This is a genomic window from Pseudomonas sp. GW821-FHT03A09 (genome assembly GCF_059421065.1).
This window is the reverse complement of record NZ_JBWKUX010000006.1, coordinates 151,896-176,884: the sequence shown is the minus strand read 5'-3', so window position 1 is coordinate 176,884 and position 24,989 is coordinate 151,896. Positions and strand designations below refer to the sequence as shown.

Sequence of the window (24,989 nt, the reverse complement as noted above, 5' to 3'; positions counted from 1 at the left end):
GGCGAAGGCCGCCACCCGGGGAAGAGGATCAGCGCAGGCCGCGTTGAGTCTCGTCCAGCTCACGGATGTACTTGAAGATTTTACGGCTGGTGGCCGGCGCCTTGTTATGCGCCAGTTCGTGTTGAGCCTGACGGATCAGGGAGCGCAGTTGTTGGCGATCCGCGTCTGGGTACTCCGCCACGAATTTCTCCAGCACGGCGTCATCGCCCGCGATCAGGCGGTCACGCCAACGTTCCAGGTTGTGGAAGCGTTCGTTGTACTGGCGGGTGGAGGCATCGGTTTGATCGAGCAAGGCGAGGATGGCGTCAGTGTCCTGATCACGCATCAGCCTGCCGATAAACGCGATGTGCCGTTTACGCGCGATATTCGCGGTGTGCTTGGGTGCATCGGCCAGGGCCCGGCGCATTTCGTCGGTCAGTGGCAGTTTTGCAATCAAATCCTTCTTGAGCGTTGTAAGGCGCTCGCCGAGGTCAACCAGAGCATGCAGCTCGCGTTTGACCTGGGATTTGCTTTTCTCCCCATCGAGGGAGTCGTCGTAAGAATCAACCATGGTGGCAGTCCGCAAAGAAACGCCGCCATGATAACCAGTCGGGGGCCGCTTGTCCGGCCCGGTCGCTCGATGGCCTTAACCGAAAGCAGAATTTGAGTGGAGAAAACCATGAGTGCAGCCCAAAGCGTCGGTCCGCAAGCGTTACCGGCACTGCAGGAACAAGTCGAGCAGATCCTTGCCGAGGCCAAGCGCCAGGGGGCCAGCGCCTGTGAAGTGGCGGTGTCGCTGGAGCAGGGGCTGTCTACGTCAGTGCGTCAGCGGGAAGTGGAAACCGTTGAGTTCAACCGCGACCAGGGGTTTGGTATCACCTTGTACGTGGGGCAGCGCAAAGGCTCGGCCAGCACGTCGGCCAGCGGCCCCGAAGCGATTCGCGAGACGGTCGCTGCCGCGTTGGCCATTGCCAAGCACACTTCCGAAGACGAAAGCTCGGGCCTGGCCGACAAGGCATTGATGGCCAAGGACTTGAAGGATTTTGATCTGTTCCACGCCTGGGACATCACCCCTGAGCAGGCGATTGAGCAGGCACTCAAATGCGAAGCGGCTGCTTTCGACGCTGATGCCCGCATCAAGAACGCCGATGGCACTACCTTGAGTACTCACCAGGGCTGCCGCGTTTACGGCAACAGCCATGGTTTTATCGGTGGATATGCATCCACTCGCCATAGTTTGAGCTGTGTGATGATCGCCGAAGCCAATGGCCAGATGCAGCGTGATTATTGGTATGACGTGAATCGTCAGGGTGAGCTGCTGGCCGACCCGGTCAGCATCGGCCAGCGCGCCGCACAACGAGCCGCCAGCCGTTTGGGCGCGCGCCCGGTTCCGACCTGTGAAGTGCCGGTGCTGTTTTCGGCGGAACTGGCCGGTGGTTTGTTCGGCAGTTTCCTGGGGGCGATCTCCGGCGGCAACCTGTACCGCAAATCTTCGTTTCTTGAGGGTGCAATCGGCCAGAAGCTGTTCCCTGAGTGGCTGACTATCGATGAGCGCCCACACCTGATGCGTGCCATGGGCAGCTCGGCGTTCGACGGTGATGGCTTGGCGACCTATGCCAAGCCTTTCGTCGAGAAAGGTGAATTGGTGTCCTACGTGTTAGGCACATACGCCGGTCGCAAGCTGGGTTTGCCAAGCACGGCCAACTCCGGTGGTGTGCACAACCTGTTCGTCACTCACGGTGATGAAGACCAGGCTGCATTGCTGCGTCGCATGGGCCGGGGCCTGTTGGTGACCGAGTTGATGGGCCATGGTTTGAACATGGTGACTGGCGACTACTCTCGGGGCGCGGCGGGTTTCTGGGTGGAAAACGGTGAAATTCAGTTCGCCGTCCAGGAAGTGACCATCGCCGGCAATATGCGCGACATGTTCAAGCAAATCGTTGCAGTGGGTAACGATCTTGAGCTGCGCAGCAACATTCGCACGGGTTCGGTGCTGATCGAACGGATGACCGTCGCCGGCAGTTGATCCTGTAACGCTTCGCAAAAAAAGGCGCGCCATTCTGAAAATGGCGCGCCTTTTTTTGTGGCTGCGTGAAAGGTGGATTAATTCACTGCTATTGTTTTGATTCTCAATATCATTTAATAATAAATATCATTACCGAGTGAGTGTGGATCATGAGTTCTGTCCTGCATGAGGATCCGTACCTGGAAAGCTGGCGCTGGATGAGCCGTCAGATTCGCTGCGGCCTCGACCCCAACGAACCTCGCCTGATCGAACATTACCTCAACGAAGGTCGATACCTGGCGTGTTGCACCGCAACCCATCCGTGGACGATTGCTGAGACCTCATTCCGGTTGTTGCTCGACACTGCCAGCGACATTGCGTTGCCCTGGCACTGGCGCTCCCTGTGCCTGGACCAGGCATGGCGCCCGTTGCGCGATCTGGAAAAACTCTCCCGCTGTGCCTGCCGCCTCAAGCGCTGGCAGACCTTTGCCTGGCAATTGGCGACATGCGAATTGCTGCCCTCCCTTTCTGTTTCTGACCTGGTGCAAGGATCTAACGATGAGTAACACCCGTAGCGAACGCGATAGCATGGGCGAACTGCAAGTACCTGCCGAGGCCCTGTATGGCGCACAAACCCAGCGCGCAGTGAACAACTTCCCGATCAGCAACCAGCGCATGCCGGCGCAATTCATTCGTGCCCTGATTCTGGCCAAGACCGCTGCCGCCAAGGTCAATGTCGACCTCAAGCAAATCAGCGAAGCACAGGGCAAAGCCATCGTCGACGCTGCCCAAGGCTTGCTCGAAGGCGACTTCATGCAGCACTTCCCGGTGGATATTTTCCAGACCGGCTCCGGCACCAGTTCCAATATGAACGCCAATGAAGTGATTGCGACTCTTGCCAGCCGCTTGCTGGGCGAGGCGGTCAACCCCAACGACCACGTGAATTGCGGCCAAAGCAGCAACGACATCATTCCGACCACCATTCACGTCAGCGCCGCGCTGGTGCTGCATGAGCAAACGCTGCCGGCCCTGCTGCATCTGGTCCAGGTGATCGAGCAGAAGGCTGAAGAAGTCCACCCCTTCATCAAGACCGGCCGTACCCACCTGATGGACGCCATGCCCGTGCGCATGAGCCAGGTGCTCAACGGCTGGGCACAGCAGCTCAAGGCCAATATCGGGCATTTACAGGACCTTCTGCCGAGTTTGCAGGCGTTGGCCCAGGGCGGTACGGCGGTCGGCACCGGGATCAACGCGCATCCGGAGTTCGCGGTGCGGTTCAGCCAGCAACTGAGCAGCCTGACGGGCGTGAAATTCACGTCGGGCAAGAACCTCTTCGCCTTGATCGGTTCCCAGGACACGGCCGTCGCTGTCTCCGGCCAGTTGAAAGCCACTGCCGTGTCGCTGATGAAGATTGCCAACGACTTGCGCTGGATGAACTCCGGCCCGCTCGCCGGTCTTGGCGAAATCGAATTGGAGGGCCTGCAGCCTGGTTCGTCGATCATGCCCGGCAAGGTCAACCCGGTTATCCCCGAGGCCACCGCGATGGTGGCGGCGCAGGTCATCGGCAATGACACCGTCATCACCGTTGCCGGCCAGTCGGGCAACTTCGAGCTGAACGTGATGCTGCCGATCATCGCGCAGAATCTGCTCAGCAGCCTCGAATTGCTGGCCAATTCCAGCCGTTTGCTGGCGGACAAGGCCATTGCCAGCTTCAAGGTCAATGAAGCCAAGCTCAAGGAAGCGCTATCTCGCAACCCGATCCTGGTCACGGCGCTCAACCCGATCATTGGATACCAAAAGGCTGCCGAAGTTGCCAAGACGGCCTATCAGCAGGGCCGGCCGGTCATTGATGTCGCCCTCGAGCACACCGACTTGCCGCGCAGCCAACTGGAAGTCCTGCTGGACCCAGAAAAGCTCACGGCCGGCGGCGTGTAATCACCGATTCTGCTTTGGAGGCTCACCATGGAGCACTGGAAACGCACGATCGAACGGGCCAATCGCTGTTTTATGGCCGGCGAGTTGGTTGACGCTCGCGAGGCCTATTTGCAGGCCCTGGCCCTGGCCCAAGTGCTGTTCGAACGCTGGGCGGATGCCGACGAAGCAGTGGCGGCTTGCGTCATTTCCCATCACAACCTGGCGGACCTGCACTTGCGTCTGAACCAGCCGGAAGAAAGCGCGGAGTACCTCTGCGCTATTCACCAGCGACTTTTACAGACCATGCAGGACCCGCGCCTGAGCCCGCAACTGCGGGAGGCGGCCCTGCGCCAGAGCAGCAAAACCTATGTCGAACTGTTGAATTTCATCAGCGATCACGGCGAGTACCCACGCACCCATCGCTTGCTGGGCGGTGCTGCGGCACAGCCCGTCACGCCTCAATACGGAGCACATTGATATGACTTACACCTTGCCTGCCTTGCCTTACGCGTATGACGCCCTGGAGCCGCACATCGATGCGCAAACCATGGAGATTCATTACACCAAGCATCACCAGACTTATATCAACAACCTCAACGCGGCGGTCGAAGGTACCGAGTTCGCGGGTTGGCCGGTCGAGAAGCTGGTGTCCAGCGTGCAGCAACTGCCGGAGAAACTGCGCGCAGCGGTGATCAATCAGGGGGGCGGTCATGCCAATCACTCGTTGTTCTGGGCGGTGATGTCGCCCAAAGGCGGTGGTAAGCCCGAAGGCGCACTGGGCACCGCCATCGACGACCAGTTGGGTGGCTTCGACCGCTTCAAGGAAGCCTTCACCAAAGCTGCGTTGACGCGCTTCGGCAGCGGCTGGGCCTGGCTCAGCGTCACACCGGAACAGACCCTGGTGGTGGAGAGCAGCGGCAACCAGGACAGCCCGTTGATGAGCGGCAACACGCCGATCCTCGGCCTGGATGTCTGGGAGCACGCCTACTACCTGCTGTACCAGAACCGCCGTCCGGAATACATCAATGCCTTCTATAGCGTCATCAACTGGCCGGAAGTCGCTGCTCGCTATCAGGCTGCCTTGGCCTGACACTCACTCCCTATAACAAGATCTAAGGCCGACTATGGGCACTGAAATACTGGCGATCAGCAGCGGGCGAATGTTTCGCTATGCGTTTGGCTCTCTGCTGCTATTGGCAGGTACGGCACTACTGGTGGCCCACGGGCTGGTCTGGCTGGACCTGGAGCCGCGCATCCTACGAGCCCTGCAGGGCGGGGCGATCTGTGCCCTCGGCACAGCGCTGGGCGCGGTGCCGGTGCTGGTGATTCGGCGGATGCCGGTGGCGCTGAGTGATTCCCTACTGGGGTTTGGTGCAGGAGTGATGCTGGCGGCGACCGCATTTTCGTTGATCGTGCCTGGTATTTCTGCTGCTCAAAGCTTGGGGCTTTCGCCTTGGGGGGCGAGTGGGCTGATCAGCTTCGGTATCATGTTGGGTGCTTTCGGGCTGTATCTGGTTGATCGCAAGGTCTCGGGCGCCAGCCCGGAAACGCTGGTGGGTACACCGGAAAAACCGGTAATCCCGCCGCGCATCTGGCTGTTTGTATTTGCCATCATTGCCCACAATATTCCGGAAGGCATGGCGGTGGGCGTCTCCGCAGGCGGCGGCATGCCGGATGCCGACAGCCTGGCCATGGGCATAGCTCTGCAGGACGTGCCTGAAGGGCTGGTGATTGCACTCGTACTGGCGGGAGCAGGAATGTCGCGGGTCAGGGCGTTCTTGATCGGAGCTGCGTCAGGCTTGGTGGAGCCGGTATTTGCGGTGCTCTGTGCCTGGTTGGTGAGTCTTGCTGAAGTGTTACTGCCTTTAGGGTTGGCGCTGGCCGCCGGGGCAATGTTGCTGGTGGTGACGCATGAAGTGATCCCCGAGTCGCGGCGCAATGGCCACGAAAAGCTTGCCAGCCTGGGGCTGTGCATCGGTTTTTGCCTGATGATGGTCATGGATACTGCGTTGGGGTGAAACCGTTGCAGCTTCACGCCGTTCTTGAAGGGTGGGTTTACTCACCCTCATCAAAGAAGTTGTTGATCAGTTTCACCAAGGCATCCATCGCTTCCTGCTCCTGCTCGCCTTCAGTCTTCAAGTGAATCTTGGTGCCCTTGCCGGCAGCCAGCATCATCATGGCCATGATGCTTTTACCATCGACCATGGACTCGGGGGTGCGCCCGGCGCGAATCTGGCAGGGGAACTGCCCGGCAACGCCGACGAACTTGGCGGAGGCCCGGGCATGCAAGCCCAGCTTGTTGATGATTTCAATTTCCAGAGCGGGCATCGCGGGGGTGTTCCTTTCAGCTAAGGTCGCGGTGGCGGACCTGGACGTTCTTGAGGGTTTGTTGCAAAACCTGGCCCAGGCGTTCGGTTAGATAGACGGAACGGTGGTGGCCTCCGGTGCAACCAATGGCAATCGTGACATAGGCCCGATTGCTTGCGGCGAAGCGCGGCAACCATTTGAGCAGGTAGCTGGAAATGTCCTGGAACATCTCTTCCACATCCGGCTGTGCGGCAAGGTATTCGGCCACAGGCTGATCCAGCCCGGACTGATCACGCAGCTCTGGTTTCCAGTATGGGTTGGGCAGGCAGCGCACATCAAACACCAGATCCGCATCTACCGGCATCCCACGCTTGAAGCCAAAGGACTCCACAAGAAATGCCGTACCTGGTTCCGGCTGATTCAGCAGGCGTAGCTTGATGGCGTCGCGCAGTTGGTACAGGTTAAGGTCGGTGGTATTGATCTTGAGGTCGGCCAGGTCGATGATCGGCCCCAGCAACGAGGTCTCGTCCTCAATGGCTTCGGCCAAGGAGCGATGGGCGCTGCTCAGAGGGTGGCGTCGACGGGTTTCGGAGAAACGCTTGAGCAGCGTTTCTTCGTCGGCATCCAGGTACAACACATCGCAATGAATATGCTTGGCCCGCACTTCCTCCAGCAATTCCGGGAACCGCGAGAGATGGCTTGGCAGGTTACGCGCATCAATCGATACGGCCACCAACGGCTGCGCCAGTTCGGTGTGGATCAATGCACGTTCCGCTAATTCAGGCAGCAGGCCGGCGGGCAGGTTGTCGATGCAATAGAAACCGTTGTCCTCAAGTACGTTGAGGGCAGTGCTTTTACCTGAGCCGGAACGGCCGCTGACGATGATCAAACGCATGATTACTGCCCGTTTTGTTCATCCAGGACAACCTGATAGAGCGCCTCATTGCTGTTGGCACTGCGCAGTTTGTCGCGTACTTCCTTGCGGTCGAGCATGCTGGCGATCTGCCGAAGCAGTTCCAGGTGCGCATCGGTGGCGGCTTGCGGGACCAGCAGAACGAACAGCAGGTCGACCGGAGCGCCGTCGATGGCGTCGAAATCGATGGGAGCTTCCAGGTGCAGCAGGGCGCTGACGGGTGTTTCGCAGCCCTTGAGTCGGCAGTGAGGAATGGCGATGCCGTTGCCAAAACCGGTGGAGCCAAGTTTTTCACGGGCAATCAGCGCGTCGAAGACATCTTGCATCTCCAGATCTGGCACTTCGCGTGCGATCAGGTTGGCAATTTGTTCGAGGGCTTTCTTCTTGCTGCCACCCGGCACGTTCACGAGGGAACGGCCGGGGGTCAGGATGGTTTCAAGTCGGATCATGGGGGGAGAGTTAACGACCTGTACCTTGCATCAGGTGCAGATTCTTTTCCTTATGCTTTATGAGTTGGCGGTCCAGCTTGTCGTAGAGCGAGTCGATCGCCGCGTACATGTCTTCATGTTCCGCATTGGCAACGAGCTTGGCATTCGGTACGTGCAGGGTGGCCTCGATTTTCTGCTTGAGCTTATCGACCTCCATGATGACCTGCACGTTGGTGATCTTGTCAAAATGCCCCGCAAGCTTGTTCAGCTTGCTTTCGGTGTATTCACGCAGGGGCTTGGTGACTTCCAGCTGGTGTCCACTGATGTTGACTTGCATACAGCTTCTCCTTCGTTGCCAGTGCATAAAGCGGCAGGCAAAGGTGCCTGCCACTGGAACGCTTTGGCCCGCCCGTCACATCAAACGCTTACGCTCGCTGGAAGGCGCGATCCCGAGGGACTCGCGGTACTTGGCGACGGTTCGACGGGCGACCTGAATGCCTTGTGCCTCCAGTAAACCAGCGATCTTACTGTCACTCAATGGCTTTTTCTGATTTTCCGCGGCAACCAGTTTTTTGATGATCGCGCGGATTGCCGTGGACGAGCATTCGCCGCCTTCGGAGGTACTGACGTGGCTGGAGAAAAAGTATTTCAACTCATAAATACCTCGTGGGGTATGCATGAATTTTTGCGTGGTCACCCGGGAGATCGTCGATTCGTGCATACCCACCGCTTCGGCGATATCGTGCAGAACAAGCGGTTTCATCGCCTCGTCGCCATACTCCAGGAAGCCGCGCTGGTGCTCGACGATCTGGGTGGCCACTTTCATCAGGGTTTCGTTGCGGCTTTGCAGGCTCTTGATGAACCAGCGCGCTTCCTGCAACTGGTTACGCATAAAGGTGTTGTCGGCGCTGGTGTCGGCGCGGCGTACAAAACCGGCATATTGCGGGTTGACGCGCAGGCGTGGCACCGACTCTTGGTTCAACTCGACGAGCCAGCGTTCGTTGTCTTTGCGGACGATCACATCGGGAACGACATACTCGGCTTCGCTGGACTCGATCTGTGAGCCGGGGCGCGGGTTGAGGCTCTGCACCAGTTCGATCACATGGCGCAGGTCATCTTCCTTGAGTTTCATGCGGCGCATCAGCTGGCTGTAGTCGCGGCTGCCGAGCAGGTCGATGTAGTCGGTAACCAGGCGCTGGGCCTCGGCGAGCCAGGGGGTCTTGGCAGGCAACTGGCGCAGTTGCAGCAGCAGGCATTCGCCGAGGGTGCGGGCGCCGATGCCGGCGGGCTCGAACTGCTGAATACGGTGCAGAACGGCCTCGATTTCATCCAGCTCGATATCCAGCTCGGGGTCGAACGCTTCGAGGATTTCCTCAAGGGTTTCGTCCAGGTAGCCCTGGTTGTTGATGCAATCGATCAGCGTGACGGCGATCAGGCGATCGGTGTCGGACATCGGCGCCAGGTTCAACTGCCACAATAAATGGCTTTGCAGGCTCTCGCCGGCGGACGTACGGGTGGTGAAGTCCCACTCGTCATCGTCATTGCTGGGCAGGCTGCTGGCGCTGGTCTGGTAGACGTCTTCCCAGGCGGTGTCCACGGGAAGTTCGTTGGGAATGCGTTCGTTCCATTCGCCGTCCTCAAGGTTGTCCACCGTAGGGGCGGTTTCCTGATAGGAAGGTTCCTGCACGTCGGAATTGGGTTTTTGCTCGATGTTGTCGGCCAGCGGGTCTGCATTATCGAAGTCGTCGCCTTCTTCCTGGCGTTCGAGCATCGGGTTCGACTCCAGGGCCTCCTGGATTTCCTGTTGCAGGTCCAGGGTCGACAATTGGAGCAGGCGGATGGCCTGTTGCAGCTGCGGTGTCATCGTCAGCTGCTGGCCCATTCTCAGGACTAGCGATGGTTTCATGGCAGGGGCTTAACACCTTATTCGCCGGCGCATTGCGCCATCCACGACAGAGCGCGTGAGCGCCAAACATAAGCAAATTATATGCCTGAAATCGGGGGCTTTGCCTAGAGCGCGGTAACAATAAAAAAACTGAGGTTTTTATTGACTCCCGCGCGCTTTGGCGAACAGCCGTGACATCACCGTGCTTACAGGCGGAACTCGTGGCCCAGGTACACTTCCTTGACCAGTTCGTTGGCCAGGATGGTCTCGGCGTCGCCTTCGGCGATCAGTTGGCCATCGTTGACGATATAGGCGGTTTCACAGATATCGAGGGTCTCGCGAACGTTGTGATCGGTGATCAGCACGCCGATGCCCTTGGCCTTGAGGTGATGGATGATCTGCTTGATGTCGCCAACCGAGATCGGGTCGACGCCAGCAAAGGGTTCATCCAGCAGGATGAACTTCGGCGCGGTGGCCAGGGCGCGGGCGATTTCCACCCGGCGACGCTCACCACCGGACAAGCTCATGCCGAGGTTGTCGCGAATGTGGTTGATATGGAACTCTTGCAGCAGGCTTTCCAGCTCCTTGCGGCGGCCATCACGGTCGAGTTCCTTGCGGGTCTCGAGGATCGCCATGATGTTGTCGGCCACCGACAATTTGCGGAAGATCGATGCTTCTTGGGGAAGATAGCCGATACCGGCCCGCGCACGACCGTGCATAGGCTGGTGGCTGACGTCGAGGTCGTCGATCAATACACGACCCTGATCCGCCTGGACCAGGCCGACGATCATATAGAAGCAGGTGGTCTTGCCGGCACCGTTGGGGCCGAGCAAACCGACGATCTGGCCGCTGTCGATCGACAGGCTGACGTCGCGCACGACCTGACGGCTTTTATAGGCCTTGGCCAGATGCTGGGCTTTCAGGGTCGCCATTACTCGGCCTTCTTCTTCGGCTGGATAACCATGTCGACACGCGGGCGAGGTGCGGTGACCTTGTTGCCATTGGCGCGACCGGCGTTAGCGATCTGCTTCACGGTGTCATAGGTGATTTTTTCACCTTCCGTGGAGTTGCCATCGGGGCTGAGCACCTTGGCCTGGTCGATCAGGATGATACGATTCTGCTGGGCGTGATACTGGATGGTCTTGCCATAGCCCTTCATCGGGGCGGTATCGGCAGGCGCCTGCTTCTGCTCGAAATACGCCAGATTGCCTACCGATGTCACGACATCAATATCACCAGCTGGGGTGCGCGTGAGTGTCACCGTATTACCGGTGATTTTCATCGAGCCCTGGGTAATGATCACGGCGCCGGTGTAGGTGGCAACGCCTTGCTTGTCATCCAGCTGCGCATCGTCAGCCGAGATATGGATCGGCTGCTGGCTATCGTTCGGCAGAGCCCAGGCGCTCACGCTTCCCAGTGCTGCGCCCAGACCGAGCAAAATAGGGAGGGTTTTAACGAGCCTCATACTGTCCTCTTACGTTCGATAGCAGGTGTATCCTGCTTTCTTTCAAATACGCTTTCATTCCCTTGCCAGTCGATACACCGCCAGCGCCGTCGATTCTAACGTCTTGCTCGGTCTGCGCATATTGCTGTTGTGGGAATACGGTCATGCGACTGCTGGTAATAATGGTGTCGCGCTTCTGCTCGTCGGTGCGCGCAACGCGTACCGAGTCAATCAGTTCTACCTGGGTGCCATCGGGATTGACTTCGCCACGCAGGCTGGTGACATGCCATGGGAACTCGGTGCCCCGATACAAGTTCATGTCCGGGTTGGTCAGCAAGGTGACCTCGGAGGCCTTCAAATGCTCGACCTTGTCGGCCGTCATCTCGTACTGCACCTTGCCATCAGGCAGGAACTGCACGCTGTAGGCATTGGTTGCGTAATAGTCGATGACGCCTTCGTCAACCTGCACGACAGGTTTGTCGAGAAAGCGCTCCGGGCTGATATTCCAGTAGCCCACCGCGAGGAAGATCGCGGCGATGACCCCGAATAACAGGAAGTTGCGAATCTTTTTGCTCAGCATAAAACGCTCTATAGGTAGGCGGCGTGGGCCGCTTCAAGGCTGCCCTGGGCGCGCAGGATCAATTCGCAGAACTCGCGGGCGGCACCTTCACCGCCACGTGCGGTGGTTATGCCGTGGGCGTGTTCACGCACAAAAGCTGCGGCGTTCGCGACGGCCATGCCCAGGCCCACCCGGCGAATGACCGGTAGGTCGGGCAGGTCATCGCCCAGGTAGGCGACCTGCTCATAGCTTAGGTTCAGTTGGCCAAGAAGCTCGTCCAGAACCACTAGTTTATCCTCGCGGCCCTGATACAGGTGAGGAATACCCAGGTTTTGTGCGCGGCGTTCCACAACCGGTGTCTTTCGACCGCTGATAATCGCCGTTTGCACACCCGCCGCCATCAACATTTTGATGCCTTGGCCGTCGAGTGTGTTGAAGGTCTTGAATTCGCTGCCATCTTCGAGGAAATACAGGCGACCGTCGGTCAGCACGCCGTCAACGTCGAAAATTGCCAATTTGATGTTTTTACCGCGTTGCAACAGATCGTCGGTCATTTACATCACTCCCGCACGCAGTAAGTCGTGCATGTTCAATGCGCCAATCGGGCGGTCGTGGCTATCGACCACCACCAGTGCACCGATCTTGTGGTCTTCCATGATCTTCAAGGCTTCGGCCGCCAGCATCTCAGGGCGAGCTGTCTTGCCGTGGGGCGTCATCACCGCATCGATGGTCGCGGTGTGGATATCGATGGTGCGGTCCAGGGTGCGGCGCAGGTCGCCGTCGGTGAAGACCCCGGCCAGGCGTCCATCGGTCTCCAGGATCACGGTCATGCCCAGGCCTTTGCGGGTCATTTCCATCAGCGCGTCCTTGAGCAGCGTGCCGCGCTGGACATGGGGCAGTTCATCGCCGGCATGCATCACGTTTTCCACTTTCAGCAGCAAGCGACGACCGAGGGCACCGCCCGGGTGGGAAAACGCGAAGTCTTCTGCGGTAAAACCGCGAGCTTCCAACAATGCCACAGCCAAGGCATCGCCCATGACCAGGGCTGCGGTGGTGGAAGAGGTGGGTGCCAGGTTCAGTGGGCACGCTTCGTGAGCTACATGCACGTTCAAATTGACTTCGGAGGCCTTGGCCAGCGTCGATTCCGGGTTGCCGGTGAGGCTGATCATCTTGATGCCCAAGCGCTTGATCAGCGGCAGCAAGGTCACGATTTCGTTGGTGGTGCCGGAGTTCGACAGCGCCAGGATGATGTCATCCTTGGTGATCATGCCCATGTCGCCATGGCTGGCTTCGGCCGGGTGTACGAAAAAAGCCGTGGTGCCGGTGCTTGCCAGAGTGGCGGCAATCTTGTTGCCGACATGGCCGGATTTGCCCATGCCGACCACGACAACGCGGCCTTTACTAGCCAGAATCATCTCGCAGGCGCGTACGAAATCCGCGTCGATATGGGCCAGTAAGCCCTCTACGGCTTCCAGTTCGAGGCGAATGGTGCGTTGTGCGGATTGAATGAGATCGCTGGATTGGCTCATGTCTGAAATCGTATAGCCTGACGAAAAGTCGGCGATTATAGCGGTAATGATCAATTCCCTCACGCAAGTTCGTCAGGCTTTATTCGCTGAGGGCTTGAGATTCAAGCTCAGCAACGCTTTTTCCCTGTCGTGAATCTGAACGAGCGCTGTTCCGGCCTTGGGCGCTCTGTACCAGCAGTGATATAGTTCGCCGCCAGTTCGGTCCGCCCAGCCCATGTGGATAATTATTGCGCAGGCGTTGCTAACGAAAGTCGCAATCATGGTGTCTGAGTGAAAGGCTGCATCCCAAGGAGATTAGATGAGTGCCGATAACGCCTACGCGGTCGAGCTGAAGGGCCTTACCTTCAAGCGCGGGACGCGCAGCATCTTCAATAACGTCGATATTCGCATTCCCCGTGGCAAGGTCACGGGCATCATGGGGCCTTCCGGTTGTGGCAAGACCACCCTGTTGCGCCTGATGGGCATGCAGTTGCGCCCCAGTGCTGGCGAAGTGTGGGTCAACGGCCAGAACCTGCCGACGCTGTCGCGCAGCGATCTGTTCGATGCGCGCAAGCATATGGGTGTGCTGTTCCAGAGCGGTGCGCTGTTCACCGACCTCGACGTTTTCGAAAACGTAGCCTTCCCGCTGCGGGTGCATACCCAACTGTCCGATGAGATGATTCGTGACATTGTGTTGTTGAAACTACAGGCCGTCGGCCTTCGCGGTGCCATCGACCTGATGCCCGACGAGTTGTCCGGCGGTATGAAGCGTCGTGTTGCTCTTGCGCGGGCTATCGCTCTCGACCCACAAATCCTCATGTATGACGAGCCTTTCGTCGGTCAGGACCCTATCGCCATGGGCGTGCTGGTGCGTCTGATCCGTCTGCTCAACGATGCGCTGGGGATCACCAGTATCGTGGTGTCCCATGATTTGGCCGAAACCGCGAGTATCGCCGACTACCTCTATGTAGTGGGTGATGGTCAGGTGCTGGGGCAGGGTACGCCGGAAGAGTTGATGAATGCCGATAACCCGCGTATTCGCCAGTTCATGACCGGCGACCCGGATGGCCCGGTGCCTTTTCACTTTCCGGCAGCGGACTACCGCTCAGATCTTCTGGGGAAGCGCTGATGCGCAAGACATCTCTTATCGAGAAGGTTCGCCTTTTCGGCCGCTCAGGCATCGACATTGTCGAAGTGCTGGGTCGTTCGACTATTTTCCTGTTTCACGCCTTGCTCGGCCGTGGCGGCATTGGCGGCGGCTTTGGGCTGCTGGTCAAGCAGCTGCACGCGGTCGGTGTGATGTCCCTGGTGATCATCGTCGTCTCCGGCGTGTTCATCGGCATGGTGCTGGCATTGCAGGGCTTCAATATTCTTTCCAGCTACGGTTCGGAGCAGGCGGTAGGGCAGATGGTCGCCCTGACGTTGTTGCGTGAACTCGGCCCAGTGGTCACGGCCTTGCTGTTCGCGGGGCGTGCCGGTTCGGCGCTGACCGCCGAGATCGGTAACATGAAGTCCACCGAGCAACTGTCCAGCCTGGAAATGATCGGCGTGGACCCGCTCAAGTATATTGTTGCCCCGCGCCTGTGGGCCGGCTTCATTTCCCTGCCGTTGCTGGCGATGATTTTCAGCGTAGTGGGTATCTGGGGTGGTTCGTGGGTGGCGGTGGACTGGCTGGGAGTCTATGACGGCTCCTACTGGGCCAACATGCAGAACAGCGTGACCTTCAGTGGTGACGTGCTCAACGGCATCATAAAAAGCGTTGTTTTCGCCTTTGTAGTGACCTGGATCGCCGTATTCCAAGGCTACGACTGTGAGCCCACCTCAGAAGGGATCAGTCGCGCCACCACCAAGACCGTTGTGTACGCCTCGTTGGCGGTACTGGGCCTTGACTTCATTTTGACCGCCTTGATGTTTGGAGATTTCTGATGCAAAACCGCACTGTGGAAATCGGTGTCGGCCTTTTCTTGCTGGCTGGCATCCTGGCTTTACTGTTACTGGCGCTGCGAGTCAGCGGCCTTTCGGCCAGCCCCACCGCCGATACTTATAAACTTTACGCGTACTTCGACAATATCGCCGGTCTGACGGTCAGAGCTAAAGTGACCATGGCTGGTGTAACCATCGGCAAGGTCACGGCAATCGATCTGGATCGTGACAGCTTCACTGGTCGAGTGACCATGCAAGTGGACAAGAAGGTAGATAATCTGCCAACTGACTCCACGGCATCTATCCTCACTGCGGGGCTGCTGGGCGAGAAGTACATCGGTGTCAGCGTGGGTGGGGAAACAGCCCTGCTCAAGGAAGGTTCGACAATCCACGACACACAGTCGTCGTTGGTGCTTGAAGACCTGATCGGTAAATTCCTGCTCAATACGGTCAATAAAGACGCCAAATGAGGAATCTGTTCATGATCTCTACCTTGCGACGTGGCCTGCTGGTACTGCTTGCAGCGCTGCCGCTGATGGCCAACGCGGCGGGTTCTGCGCACGATCTGGTGCAGGACACGACCAGCAGGATGCTGGCTGACTTGAAGGCCAACAAAGAGCAGTACAAGCAAGACCCAACCAGGTTTTACGATGCCCTGAACACCATTGTCGGGCCTGTGGTTGATGCTGAAGGCATTTCCAAAAGCATCATGACGGTCAAGTATTCGCGCAAGGCGACGCCGGCGCAGATGCTGACCTTCCAGGAAAACTTCAAGAAGGGCCTGTTCCAGTTCTATGGCAACGCTCTGCTGGAGTACAACAACCAGGGCATTACCGTCGATGCGCCAAAGGATGAGTCCGGCGACCGCACCAGCGTGGGCATGACCGTCAAAGGTAACAACGGCGCCGTCTACCCAGTGCAATACACGCTGGAGAAGGTCAACGGCGAATGGAAGCTGCGTAACGTGATCATTAACGGTATCAACATCGGCAAGCTGTTCCGTGATCAGTTCGCCGATGCGATGCAGCGCAATGGCAACGATCTGGACAAAACCATCAATGGTTGGGCCGGTGAAGTCGCCAAGGCCAAGGAAACGTCCGATAAAGAAGCCGGGAAGTCTGCGCAATGACCGAGTCGGCTGTTCGTCTTGGCGATGCCGGCGAGTTGCTGCTCAGCGGCGTGCTGGATTACCGCACCGGACCTGACCTGCGCAAGCAGGGCCAGGCGCTGATCAAGGCCAGTACCGTGCCCGAGCTGGTGCTGGATTGTTCGGCTGTAACCAAGTCCAGCAGCGTCGGCTTGTCGTTGTTGCTGTGCTTCATGCGTGATGCGGCGGCGGTCAAGAAGACCGTGAGCATTCGTGCGTTGCCCGAAGATATGCGTGAAATTGCCCAGGTCTCTGGTCTGACTGAGCTGTTGGCGCATCCTTAATATCCATTATCAAGAAAGCCCCCCGTCAGAGTCCTGCTATGCGGGGTTCGCAGGCGCGGGGCTTTTTTGTATGATGTGCGACCCGTGCGCACTGGGCGCCGATAGAGGTTGAGCATGCAGGCCCTAGAAGTTAAGAGCTTCCTTGAAGGAAAGCTGCCGGAAACGATCGTAGAAGTTGAAGGCGAAGGCTGCAATTTCCAGCTGAACGTGATTAGCGATGAACTGGCGGCATTGAGCCCGGTCAAGCGTCAACAGCAGATCTATGCCCATTTGAACCCGTGGATCACCGATGGCAGCATCCACGCGGTCACTATGAAATTTTTCAGCCGCGCGGCTTGGTCCGAGCGCACCTGAGCCCCCAAGGCGTCGAGATTCTTATGGATAAATTGATTATTACCGGTGGTGCCCGCCTTGATGGCGAAATCCGCATTTCCGGTGCGAAAAACTCTGCCTTGCCGATCCTGGCAGCGACCCTGCTGTGCGATGGCCCGGTGACCGTGGCCAACCTGCCGCACCTGCACGACATCACCACCATGATCGAACTGTTCGGTCGCATGGGGATCGAGCCGGTCATCGACGAGAAACTGTCAGTCGAAATCGACCCGCGCACCATCAAGACCCTGGTTGCTCCGTACGAGCTGGTGAAAACCATGCGTGCGTCGATCCTGGTTCTGGGCCCGATGGTTGCTCGTTTCGGTGAAGCCGAAGTCGCTCTGCCTGGCGGCTGTGCCATTGGTTCGCGTCCGGTCGACCTGCACATCCGTGGCCTGGAAGCCATGGGCGCGACCATCGACGTCGAAGGCGGCTACATCAAGGCCAAGGCGCCGGAAGGTGGTTTGCGCGGTGCGAACTTCTTCTTCGATACCGTCAGCGTGACCGGCACCGAGAACATCATGATGGCCGCTGCCCTGGCCAATGGCCGCAGCGTCCTGCAAAACGCCGCCCGCGAGCCGGAAGTGGTCGACCTGGCCAATTTCCTGATCGCCATGGGCGCCAACATCAGTGGCGCCGGCACCGACACCATCACCATCGACGGTGTGAAGCGTCTGCACTCGGCCACCTATAAAGTGATGCCGGACCGTATCGAGACCGGCACCTACCTGGTTGCTGCTGCCGTGACCGGTGGCCGCGTGAAGGTCAAGGACACCGATCCGACCATCCTTGAAGCCGTCCTGGAAAAACTCAAGGAATCCGGTGCCGAGATCACCACGGGTGATGACTGGATCGAGCTGAACATGCACGGCAAGCGGCCCAAGGCTGTCAACGTGCGCACCGCACCGTACCCGGCGTTCCCGACCGACATGCAAGCGCAGTTCATCTCCCTGAACGCGATTGCCGAAGGCACCGGTGCCGTGATCGAGACGATCTTCGAAAACCGTTTCATGCACGTGTATGAGTTGCACCGCATGGGTGCCAAAATCCAGGTCGAAGGCAACACTGCCATCGTCACCGGTATCGACAAGCTCAAGGGCGCGCCAGTAATGGCCACCGACCTGCGTGCTTCGGCCAGCCTGGTGATCTCGGCACTGTGCGCCGAAGGCGACACCCTCATCGACCGCATCTACCACATAGACCGTGGCTACGAGTGCATCGAAGAGAAACTGCAGATGCTCGGCGCGAAAATCCGCCGCGTACCGGGCTAGTCCCGCTGCTGCAAACGCTATCACTGTAGTGAGCGGGCTCGTCGAATCGTCGCACCGCCCGCGCTGGGCTGCGAAGCGGCCCTGAAAATCTTGGGAGCGCTGTGCACTCCAGCGCGGGGCAAGCCCGCTCACTACAGAGGCTTGACGTGAATTTGTTTCAAGTCGAGGCTGTCATGGCCTCGATCTGTGTCTGGCGCCGTTTGCGACCGGACAGCAATAGCCTGATGAAGGACTGACGTTTCCCATGTTGACCATCGCACTGTCCAAGGGCCGCATCCTTGACGACACTTTGCCGCTTCTGGCTGAAGCGGGCATCGTGCCAACCGAGAATCCGGACAAGAGCCGCAAGCTGATCATCCCCACGACCCAGGACGACGTTCGCCTGCTGATCGTACGGGCTACCGATGTGCCGACTTACGTTGAACATGGCGCGGCCGACCTGGGCGTTGCCGGTAAAGACGTGCTGATGGAGTACGGTGGCCAGGGCCTGTATGAGCCGTTGGACCTGCGTATCGCCCTGTGCAAGCTGATGACTGCCGGCCGTGTCGGTGATGTCGAGCCCAAAGGCCGTCTGCGGGTGGCGACCAAGTTCGTCAATGTCGCCAAGCGCTACTACGCCGAGCAAGGTCGTCAGGTCGACATCATCAAGCTCTACGGCTCGATGGAGCTGGCGCCGCTGATCGGCCTGGCCGACAAGATCATCGACGTGGTCGACACTGGCAACACCCTGCGTGCCAACGGCCTGGAACCCCAGGATTTCATTGCTGACATCAGCTCCCGCCTGATCGTCAACAAAGCTTCGATGAAAATGCAACACGCCCGTATCCAGACGTTGATCGACACCCTGCGCAAGGCGGTGGAGTCTCGACACCGCGGTTGACTCACCCGCGCGGCCTTCGGTCGCGCCCGTCTATCCGCCTCATAGCCAGAATTCTCAGGTGCCCAAGCGGATCGACTGCTAACTTTCGGCGCCTGAGCATTTTTGCCAATCCTCTGAGGCCCTCGCTATGACCACGTCCACTGCAATTGCCCGACTCAACGCTGCCGACCCGGATTTCGCCCATCATCTGGATCATCTGCTGAGCTGGGAAAGTGTGTCCGACGACTCGGTCAACCAGCGAGTACTCGACATCATCAAGGCTGTGCGCGAGCGCGGTGATGCAGCGTTGGTGGACTTCACCCGTCAGTTCGATGGCCTGGACGTCAAGTCCATGGCCGACCTGATCCTGCCCCGTGAACGCCTGGAGCTGGCCCTGACGCGTATCACCGTGCCACAGCGCGAAGCGCTGGAAGTCGCGGCGGCGCGGGTGCGCAGCTACCACGAAAAACAGAAACAGGACTCCTGGAGCTACACCGAAGCCGATGGCACCGTATTGGGCCAGAAGGTCACGCCGCTGGACCGCGCCGGTTTGTACGTGCCGGGTGGTAAAGCCTCGTACCCGTCGTCGGTACTGATGAACGCAATCCCGGCCAAGGTGGCGGGCGTGACCGAAGTGGTCATGGTGGTGCCGACGCCGCGAGGTGAAATCAACGAACTGGTGCTCGCCGCGGCGTGCATCGCTGGTGTCGACCGCGTCTTCACCATCGGTGGTGCCCAAGCCGTTGCGGCCCTGGCCTATGGCACCGAAAGCGTGCCGAAGGTCGATAAGGTGGTGGGCCCTGGCAACATCTACGTCGCCACGGCCAAGCGCCACGTGTTTGGTCAGGTTGGTATCGACATGATTGCCGGTCCTTCGGAAATCCTCGTGGTGTGCGACGGCCAGACCGACCCGGACTGGATCGCCATGGACTTGTTCTCCCAGGCCGAACACGACGAAGATGCCCAGGCGATCCTGGTCAGCCCGGATGCCGAGTTCCTCGACAAGGTGGCCGCCAGCATCAATAAGCTTTTGCCGACCATGGAGCGCGCCGAGATCATCGAGAAGTCGATCAATGGGCGTGGCGCGTTGATTCTTGTACGTGACATGGAACAAGCCATCGAAGTGGCCAATCGTATCGCGCCGGAACACCTGGAGTTGTCCGTCGCCGACCCACAAGCCTGGCTGCCGTCGATTCGTCACGCCGGCGCGATCTTCATGGGCCGCCACACCAGCGAAGCCTTGGGCGACTACTGTGCCGGTCCCAACCACGTGCTGCCGACCTCCGGCACTGCGCGTTTCTCGTCGCCACTGGGGGTGTATGACTTCCAGAAGCGCTCGTCGATCATTTTCTGCTCGCCACAGGGTGCCTCCGAGCTGGGCAAGACCGCCTCGGTGCTGGCCCGTGGTGAATCGCTGAGCGCGCACGCGCGCAGCGCCGAATATCGCATCCTCAAGGGAGAGTAAGGCATGAGCAAATTCTGGAGCCCTTTCGTCAAGGACCTCGTGCCTTACGTGCCCGGCGAGCAACCCAAGCTGACCAAGCTGGTCAAGCTCAACACCAATGAAAACCCCTACGGTCCGTCGCCGAAAGCGCTGGCGGCCATGCAGGCCGAGTTGAACGACAACCTGCGTCTGTACCCGGACCCTAATAGTGACTTGCTCAAGCAGGCCGTGGCCAAGTACTACGGGATCGACGCCGGCAAGGTATTCCTCGGCAACGGTTCCGATGAAGTCTTGGCGCACATCTTTCACGGTTTGTTCCAGCACGATCTGCCGCTGCTGTTTCCGGACATCAGCTACAGCTTCTATCCGGTCTACTGCGGCCTGTACGGCATCAAGTCCGATCCGGTGCCATTGGACGAGCAGTTCCAGATTCGCGTGGCCGATTATGCCAAGCCTAACGGTGGGATCATTTTCCCTAACCCTAACGCACCTACCGGCTGCGTGATGGCATTGGATGCAGTAGAACAGATCCTCAAGGCCAGCCCGGATTCGGTGGTGGTGGTCGATGAAGCCTATATCGACTTTGGCGGCGAAACCGCGATCAGCCTGGTGGATCGCTACCCGAACCTGCTGGTGACCCAGACCTTCTCCAAATCGCGCTCACTGGCCGGTTTGCGTGTGGGCCTGGCGGTGGGCCACCCGGACCTGATCGAGGCGCTGGAGCGAGTCAAGAACAGCTTCAACTCCTACCCGTTGGATCGCCTGGCAATTGTCGGTGCGGCGGCGGCGTTCGAGGATCGTGAGTATTTCGAGAAGACTTGCCGACGGGTGATCGACAGCCGCAACACGCTGGTCGCGCAGCTGGAAGGTAAAGGTTTTGAAGTGTTGCCCTCGGCCGCCAACTTCATCTTCGCCCGTCACCCGAAACACGACGCAGCCGGTTTGGCCGCGAAGCTGCGTGAGCAAGGCGTGATCGTGCGGCACTTCAAGCAGGCGCGGATTGCCCAGTTCCTGCGGATCAGCATCGGTACGCCGGAGCAGAACCAGGCGCTGATCGATGGGCTCGGTGAGCTCTAAGCCGCACTGAAGATCAAAAAATGTGGGAGGGGGCTTGCCCCCGATGGTGGTAGATCAGTCGATCATGTATCGAGTGATACTCCGCTATCGGGGGCAAGCCCACTCCCACATTGGTTTTGCGCTGACAGTTAGATCAGCGGCTCATCCGACTTCTTGTTCTTCCAACCATCATTGCCCGGCAGCAACAGGTTCAAGCCAATCGCCACCACCGCACACAGGGCGATGCCCTTGAGGCCGAAATCATCCGGGCCGGTGCCGGTGCCAACCAGAACACCGCCGATGCCGAACACCAGGGTCACGGACACAATCACCAGATTGCGTGCTTCCCCCAGGTCGATCTTATGGCGAATCAGCGTGTTCATCCCCACCGCGGCAATCGAACCGAACAGCAGGCACAGAATGCCGCCCATCACCGGCACTGGAATGCTTTGCAGCAATGCGCCGAACTTACCGATAAACGCCAGGCTGATGGCAAAGATTGCCGCCCAGGTCATGATTTTCGGGTTGTAGTTCTTCGTCAGCATCACCGCGCCGGTCACTTCGGCGTAGGTCGTGTTCGGCGGGCCGCCAAACATGCCAGCGGCCGTAGTGGCGATCCCGTCACCCAGCAGGGTACGGTGCAGGCCGGGCTTTTTCAGGTAATCGCGGCCGGTCACGCTGCCTACCGCGATCACGCCGCCGATGTGTTCGATCGCCGGGGCCAGGGCCACCGGGACGATGAACAGAATCGCCTGCCAGTTGAACTCCGGCGCGGTGAAGTGGGGCAGGGCGAACCACGGTGCGGCGGCGATCTTCGCTGTGTCGACTACGCCAAAGTAGAACGACATGGCGAAGCCGACCAGAACGCCGGAAATGATCGGTACCAGGCGGAAAATCCCTTTGCCGAACACGGCCACGATCAAGGTGGTCAGCAGCGCTGGCATCGAGATCATCATGGCGGTCTGGTAATGAATCAGCTCGCTGCCATCACCGGCTTTACCCATGGCCATATTGGCGGCAATCGGTGCCATGGCCAGGCCGATGGAGATGATCACCGGGCCAATGACCACAGGTGGCAGTAGCCGATCAATGAACCCTGTGCCCTTGATCTTCACCGCCAGGCCCAGGAAGGTATAAACGAAACCGGCCGCCATCACGCCGCCCATGGTCGCCGCGAGGCCGAACTGGCCCTTGGCGAGAATGATCGGGGTGATAAACGCGAAACTTGATGCCAGGAATACCGGCACCTGCCGCCCTGTCACCACCTGGAACAGCAATGTGCCCAGGCCCGCGGTGAACAGTGCGACGTTTGGATCAAGACCTGTGATCAGCGGCATCAACACCAGCGCGCCAAATGCCACGAAGAGCATTTGTGCGCCAGACAGGATCTGGCGCCAAAGCGGGTCGTTGAATTCATCCTGCATGCTCACGCGTCCTTCTGCTTGGTGCCGAAGATTTTGTCACCGGCATCGCCCAGGCCAGGGATGATGTAGCCGTGTTCGTTCAGGCGTTCGTCGATGGAGGCGGTGTAGATCTGCACGTCCGGGTGGGCCTTCTCGACGGCGGCAATGCCCTCGGGGGCGGCGACCAGCACCATGGCGCGAATGTCCTTGCAACCGGCCTTTTTCAGCAGGTCGATGGTGGCGACCATGGAGCTGCCAGTGGCGAGCATCGGGTCGATGATCATCGCCAGGCGCTCGTTGATCTCCGGGACCAGTTTTTCCAGGTAGGTGTGGGCTTGAAGGGTTTCTTCATTGCGGGCCACGCCGACAGCGCTGACTTTGGCGCCTGGGATCAGGCTGAGCACACCTTCGAGCATGCCGATACCGGCGCGCAGGATCGGCACCACGGTGATTTTCTTACCGGCGATTTTTTCCACCTGGACGGGACCGGCCCAACCGGGGATCTCGTAGGTTTCCAGGGGCAAATCCTTGGTGGCTTCGTAAGTGAGCAGCGCTCCGACTTCCTGAGCAAGCTCACGGAAGTTCTTCGTGCTAATGTCGGCACGGCGCATAAGACCGAGTTTGTGTCGGATCAGCGGATGGCGGATCTCGCGAGTGGGCATGGGGAAAGCTCCGGCAGCGGGCAAAAAAACCGGCCTAGATTAATCTATCCGAGGGTGTTGTCCTATAGACATCAAGTACGTTAGTCCATAAAGGCTTGATTGGAGCGCACGAGAAGCGTACCTTCGCCCGCTTTTCTTGCCACAGCACCCCTTGGAGAGCGCCATGTCCGCTGATCTCGAGCATATCCGTCAAATCATGCGCGAGGCTGACTGCCTGTACACCGAAGCGCAAGTCGAAGCAGCGATCGCCGAGGTTGGCGCACACATCACCCGTGAAATGGCCGATACCAACCCGGTGGTTTTCTGCGTGATGAACGGTGGCCTGATCTTCGCCGGCAAATTGCTGACTCACCTGCAATTCCCGCTGGAAGCGTCCTACCTGCACGCTACCCGCTATCGCAACGAAACCAGTGGCGGCGACCTGTTCTGGAAAGCCAAGCCGGAAGTTTCGTTTATCGACCGCGATGTGCTGATCATCGACGACATTCTCGATGAAGGTCACACCCTGGGCGCAATCATCGACTTCTGCAAACACGCCGGCGCGCGCAAAGTGCACACCGCCGTGTTGATCGACAAAGACCACGACCGCAAGGCTCGCCCGGACCTGAAAGCCGATTACGTTGGCCTGCCGTGCGTCGATCGCTACATCTTCGGTTATGGCATGGACTACAAAGGCTACTGGCGTAATGCCAATGGCATCTTCGCCGTTAAAGGAATGTAATGAATGGCCCGCTTTCTTGATCAATCGCTATTTGCTGAGCTGGCCGAGAAAGCGGCGGCCAACCCTCGTGGGCGTCAGAACATCAACCTCCATGCAATGGAAGAACCCTGTCATCGCATGGTGGTGGGCTTGCAGCCGAACACCTATGTGCAGCCTCATCGCCATCTGACGGCCGACAAGGCCGAAACTTTGCTGATACTGAAAGGGCGTCTGGGCATCCTGATTTTCAACGATATCGGTGAAGTGCTTGGCAAGCGTGTCTTGCAGGCCGGCGGAGACTGCCAGGGGGTTGATCTGTCGCCAGGTGTTTTCCATGGTTTGGTCGTGCTGGAACCTGACAGCGTGATGTTTGAGTGCAAGGCCGGCCCTTACCGTCCTGTTGGCGAAGATGAGCTGGCCAGTTGGGCACCCCGTGAGGGCGAAGCCGGCATGGCTGAGTACCATCGTTGGATGCTCGCCCAGTTCGATTGAGCGCCAGCGGAACCCTGTTGATCCGCGCCTACACAAGGCCGAGCCTCGCAGGTAGACTTCAACCCCCGTGTAAATGTCCGCAGGCTGGAGTCGGTAATGCGTAAAGATAAGAAACAGGTGATTGGTGATGAGATCGGTGACGATCAGATCAAGTTGTTCCTGGACTTCGAGCCCGTTGACGCGACTTCACCGTCCCTGCACAAACTGATCAAGGCCTACCGTGGCCTGCGTATCGACGATTTCGAGCGGTTCCTGGGCTTTTTCAAGGAGGCCGGCCTGGACCTTGATGGCAAGGATGAGCACGGCAAGACCTTCGTCGACCTGATCAAGGATCAGCGCCACGCGGACGAGTACATCGAGTTGATCGAAAACGCTCGCGGCTGATTATCCGAGGTATAAAAAAACGCCCCGTCCTCATGCAGAGGGCGGGGCGT

The 24,989-nt window shown here is 58.9% G+C and carries 32 protein-coding genes; 19 read left to right on the top strand and 13 right to left on the bottom strand.

Annotated features, from left to right (window positions below; all coding sequences use genetic code 11):
• Positions 1–28: 28 nt before the first annotated feature.
• Positions 29–550 carry a ribosome biogenesis factor YjgA gene (yjgA, locus tag AC07V4_RS13435; RefSeq protein ID WP_176995088.1) on the bottom strand — a complete coding sequence of 174 codons (522 nt, stop codon included), beginning with the start codon at positions 548–550 and terminating at the stop codon, positions 29–31.
• 108 nt (positions 551–658) lie between these two features.
• Here yjgA and pmbA point away from each other — a divergent pair, with 108 nt between their 5' ends.
• The 6 genes from pmbA (at position 659) to AC07V4_RS13405 (ending at position 5,916) form a co-directional block, all read left to right on the top strand.
• The gene (gene pmbA, locus AC07V4_RS13430) at positions 659–2,005 is read left to right on the top strand and encodes a metalloprotease PmbA (protein ID WP_458291771.1); all 1,347 of its coding nucleotides are present in this window, start codon (positions 659–661) and stop codon (positions 2,003–2,005) included.
• A 149-nt stretch (positions 2,006–2,154) separates the two neighbouring features.
• Positions 2,155–2,550, top strand: coding sequence for a FagA protein (locus AC07V4_RS13425; protein WP_431750981.1), 396 nt, complete (start codon positions 2,155–2,157; stop codon positions 2,548–2,550).
• Positions 2,543–3,919, top strand: a complete 1,377-nt coding sequence (locus AC07V4_RS13420) for a class II fumarate hydratase (RefSeq protein WP_492636843.1) — start codon at positions 2,543–2,545, stop codon at positions 3,917–3,919. Before AC07V4_RS13425 ends, AC07V4_RS13420 begins: the two co-directional genes overlap by 8 nt.
• 27 nt (positions 3,920–3,946) lie before the next feature.
• Positions 3,947–4,375: a DUF2753 family protein gene (locus AC07V4_RS13415; RefSeq protein WP_492636844.1), complete on the top strand. Its 429-nt coding sequence runs from the start codon at positions 3,947–3,949 to the stop codon at positions 4,373–4,375.
• A gap of 1 nt (position 4,376) precedes the next feature.
• Positions 4,377–4,988 (top strand): superoxide dismutase, encoded by a 612-nt coding sequence (locus tag AC07V4_RS13410; protein WP_492636845.1) that lies wholly within the window; start codon positions 4,377–4,379, stop codon positions 4,986–4,988.
• A gap of 34 nt (positions 4,989–5,022) precedes the next feature.
• Positions 5,023–5,916, top strand: coding sequence for a ZIP family metal transporter (locus AC07V4_RS13405; RefSeq protein ID WP_492636846.1), 894 nt, complete (start codon positions 5,023–5,025; stop codon positions 5,914–5,916).
• A gap of 37 nt (positions 5,917–5,953) precedes the next feature.
• Here the strand turns inward: AC07V4_RS13405 and AC07V4_RS13400 are convergent, their stop codons facing one another.
• The 10 genes from AC07V4_RS13400 to AC07V4_RS13355 form a co-directional block, all read right to left on the bottom strand.
• Positions 5,954–6,226, bottom strand: a complete 273-nt coding sequence (locus tag AC07V4_RS13400) for an HPr family phosphocarrier protein (protein WP_049709983.1) — start codon at positions 6,224–6,226, stop codon at positions 5,954–5,956.
• 16 nt (positions 6,227–6,242) lie between these two features.
• A complete protein-coding gene (gene rapZ / locus AC07V4_RS13395; protein ID WP_431750570.1) occupies positions 6,243–7,100 on the bottom strand; it encodes an RNase adapter RapZ in 858 nt (285 codons plus the stop codon).
• 2 nt (positions 7,101–7,102) lie between these two features.
• Complete coding sequence (gene ptsN, locus AC07V4_RS13390) at positions 7,103–7,567, bottom strand: PTS IIA-like nitrogen regulatory protein PtsN (RefSeq protein ID WP_492636847.1); 465 nt, start codon at positions 7,565–7,567, stop codon at positions 7,103–7,105.
• Between the two features lie 10 nt (positions 7,568–7,577).
• Positions 7,578–7,883, bottom strand: a complete 306-nt coding sequence (gene hpf, locus AC07V4_RS13385; RefSeq protein WP_003171804.1) for a ribosome hibernation-promoting factor, HPF/YfiA family — start codon at positions 7,881–7,883, stop codon at positions 7,578–7,580.
• Positions 7,884–7,958: 75 nt separating this feature from the next.
• Positions 7,959–9,452: an RNA polymerase factor sigma-54 gene (locus AC07V4_RS13380; protein WP_431750569.1), complete on the bottom strand. Its 1,494-nt coding sequence runs from the start codon at positions 9,450–9,452 to the stop codon at positions 7,959–7,961.
• 185 nt (positions 9,453–9,637) lie between these two features.
• Complete coding sequence (lptB, locus tag AC07V4_RS13375) at positions 9,638–10,363, bottom strand: LPS export ABC transporter ATP-binding protein (protein WP_005784841.1); 726 nt, start codon at positions 10,361–10,363, stop codon at positions 9,638–9,640.
• A complete protein-coding gene (gene lptA, locus AC07V4_RS13370) occupies positions 10,363–10,896 on the bottom strand; it encodes a lipopolysaccharide transport periplasmic protein LptA (protein ID WP_492636848.1) in 534 nt (177 codons plus the stop codon). Before lptA ends, lptB begins: the two co-directional genes overlap by 1 nt.
• Entirely contained in the window at positions 10,883–11,455 is a 573-nt protein-coding gene (gene lptC, locus AC07V4_RS13365; RefSeq protein WP_123714596.1) for an LPS export ABC transporter periplasmic protein LptC, read from the bottom strand. The genes lptA and lptC overlap by 14 nt, the downstream gene beginning before the upstream one ends.
• A gap of 8 nt (positions 11,456–11,463) precedes the next feature.
• A complete protein-coding gene (locus tag AC07V4_RS13360; RefSeq protein ID WP_492636849.1) occupies positions 11,464–11,988 on the bottom strand; it encodes a KdsC family phosphatase in 525 nt (174 codons plus the stop codon).
• On the bottom strand, positions 11,989–12,963 hold the full coding sequence (locus tag AC07V4_RS13355) for a KpsF/GutQ family sugar-phosphate isomerase (protein WP_492636850.1): 975 nt from the start codon (positions 12,961–12,963) through the stop codon (positions 11,989–11,991).
• Between the two features lie 298 nt (positions 12,964–13,261).
• Here AC07V4_RS13355 and AC07V4_RS13350 point away from each other — a divergent pair, with 298 nt between their 5' ends.
• From AC07V4_RS13350 to hisC, 10 genes are all read left to right on the top strand, one after another.
• The gene (locus tag AC07V4_RS13350; RefSeq protein ID WP_003171811.1) at positions 13,262–14,071 is read left to right on the top strand and encodes an ATP-binding cassette domain-containing protein; all 810 of its coding nucleotides are present in this window, start codon (positions 13,262–13,264) and stop codon (positions 14,069–14,071) included.
• Positions 14,071–14,868: a lipid asymmetry maintenance ABC transporter permease subunit MlaE gene (gene mlaE, locus AC07V4_RS13345; protein WP_431750565.1), complete on the top strand. Its 798-nt coding sequence runs from the start codon at positions 14,071–14,073 to the stop codon at positions 14,866–14,868. The genes AC07V4_RS13350 and mlaE overlap by 1 nt, the downstream gene beginning before the upstream one ends.
• Positions 14,868–15,335, top strand: coding sequence for an outer membrane lipid asymmetry maintenance protein MlaD (gene mlaD / locus AC07V4_RS13340; protein ID WP_492636851.1), 468 nt, complete (start codon positions 14,868–14,870; stop codon positions 15,333–15,335). Before mlaE ends, mlaD begins: the two co-directional genes overlap by 1 nt.
• A gap of 11 nt (positions 15,336–15,346) precedes the next feature.
• Positions 15,347–15,994, top strand: a complete 648-nt coding sequence (locus AC07V4_RS13335; protein WP_492636852.1) for an MlaC/ttg2D family ABC transporter substrate-binding protein — start codon at positions 15,347–15,349, stop codon at positions 15,992–15,994.
• Positions 15,991–16,296: an STAS domain-containing protein gene (locus AC07V4_RS13330; protein ID WP_492636853.1), complete on the top strand. Its 306-nt coding sequence runs from the start codon at positions 15,991–15,993 to the stop codon at positions 16,294–16,296. The genes AC07V4_RS13335 and AC07V4_RS13330 overlap by 4 nt, the downstream gene beginning before the upstream one ends.
• A gap of 114 nt (positions 16,297–16,410) precedes the next feature.
• Complete coding sequence (locus AC07V4_RS13325) at positions 16,411–16,650, top strand: BolA family protein (protein WP_060754955.1); 240 nt, start codon at positions 16,411–16,413, stop codon at positions 16,648–16,650.
• 23 nt (positions 16,651–16,673) lie between these two features.
• Complete coding sequence (gene murA, locus AC07V4_RS13320) at positions 16,674–17,939, top strand: UDP-N-acetylglucosamine 1-carboxyvinyltransferase (protein ID WP_492636854.1); 1,266 nt, start codon at positions 16,674–16,676, stop codon at positions 17,937–17,939.
• A gap of 244 nt (positions 17,940–18,183) precedes the next feature.
• Positions 18,184–18,819 carry an ATP phosphoribosyltransferase gene (gene hisG, locus AC07V4_RS13315; RefSeq protein ID WP_492636855.1) on the top strand — a complete coding sequence of 212 codons (636 nt, stop codon included), beginning with the start codon at positions 18,184–18,186 and terminating at the stop codon, positions 18,817–18,819.
• A 127-nt stretch (positions 18,820–18,946) separates the two neighbouring features.
• Positions 18,947–20,263 (top strand): histidinol dehydrogenase, encoded by a 1,317-nt coding sequence (gene hisD / locus AC07V4_RS13310; protein WP_431753647.1) that lies wholly within the window; start codon positions 18,947–18,949, stop codon positions 20,261–20,263.
• 3 nt (positions 20,264–20,266) lie between these two features.
• Positions 20,267–21,319: a histidinol-phosphate transaminase gene (hisC, locus tag AC07V4_RS13305; protein ID WP_492636856.1), complete on the top strand. Its 1,053-nt coding sequence runs from the start codon at positions 20,267–20,269 to the stop codon at positions 21,317–21,319.
• Positions 21,320–21,447: 128 nt separating this feature from the next.
• On the opposite strand, the gene AC07V4_RS13300 is transcribed toward hisC, so the two are convergent.
• Both AC07V4_RS13300 and upp read right to left on the bottom strand, forming a co-directional pair.
• Complete coding sequence (locus AC07V4_RS13300; RefSeq protein WP_492636857.1) at positions 21,448–22,722, bottom strand: uracil-xanthine permease family protein; 1,275 nt, start codon at positions 22,720–22,722, stop codon at positions 21,448–21,450.
• 2 nt (positions 22,723–22,724) lie between these two features.
• Positions 22,725–23,363, bottom strand: coding sequence for a uracil phosphoribosyltransferase (gene upp, locus AC07V4_RS13295; RefSeq protein WP_017138223.1), 639 nt, complete (start codon positions 23,361–23,363; stop codon positions 22,725–22,727).
• 163 nt (positions 23,364–23,526) lie between these two features.
• On the opposite strand from upp, the gene AC07V4_RS13290 reads away from it, so the two are divergent.
• The 3 genes from AC07V4_RS13290 (at position 23,527) to AC07V4_RS13280 (ending at position 24,939) form a co-directional block, all read left to right on the top strand.
• A complete protein-coding gene (locus AC07V4_RS13290) occupies positions 23,527–24,084 on the top strand; it encodes a hypoxanthine-guanine phosphoribosyltransferase (RefSeq protein WP_492636858.1) in 558 nt (185 codons plus the stop codon).
• A gap of 3 nt (positions 24,085–24,087) precedes the next feature.
• Entirely contained in the window at positions 24,088–24,555 is a 468-nt protein-coding gene (locus tag AC07V4_RS13285) for a WbuC family cupin fold metalloprotein (protein WP_492636859.1), read from the top strand.
• Between the two features lie 96 nt (positions 24,556–24,651).
• Complete coding sequence (locus AC07V4_RS13280) at positions 24,652–24,939, top strand: PA4642 family protein (protein ID WP_492636860.1); 288 nt, start codon at positions 24,652–24,654, stop codon at positions 24,937–24,939.
• Positions 24,940–24,989 lie beyond the last annotated feature (50 nt).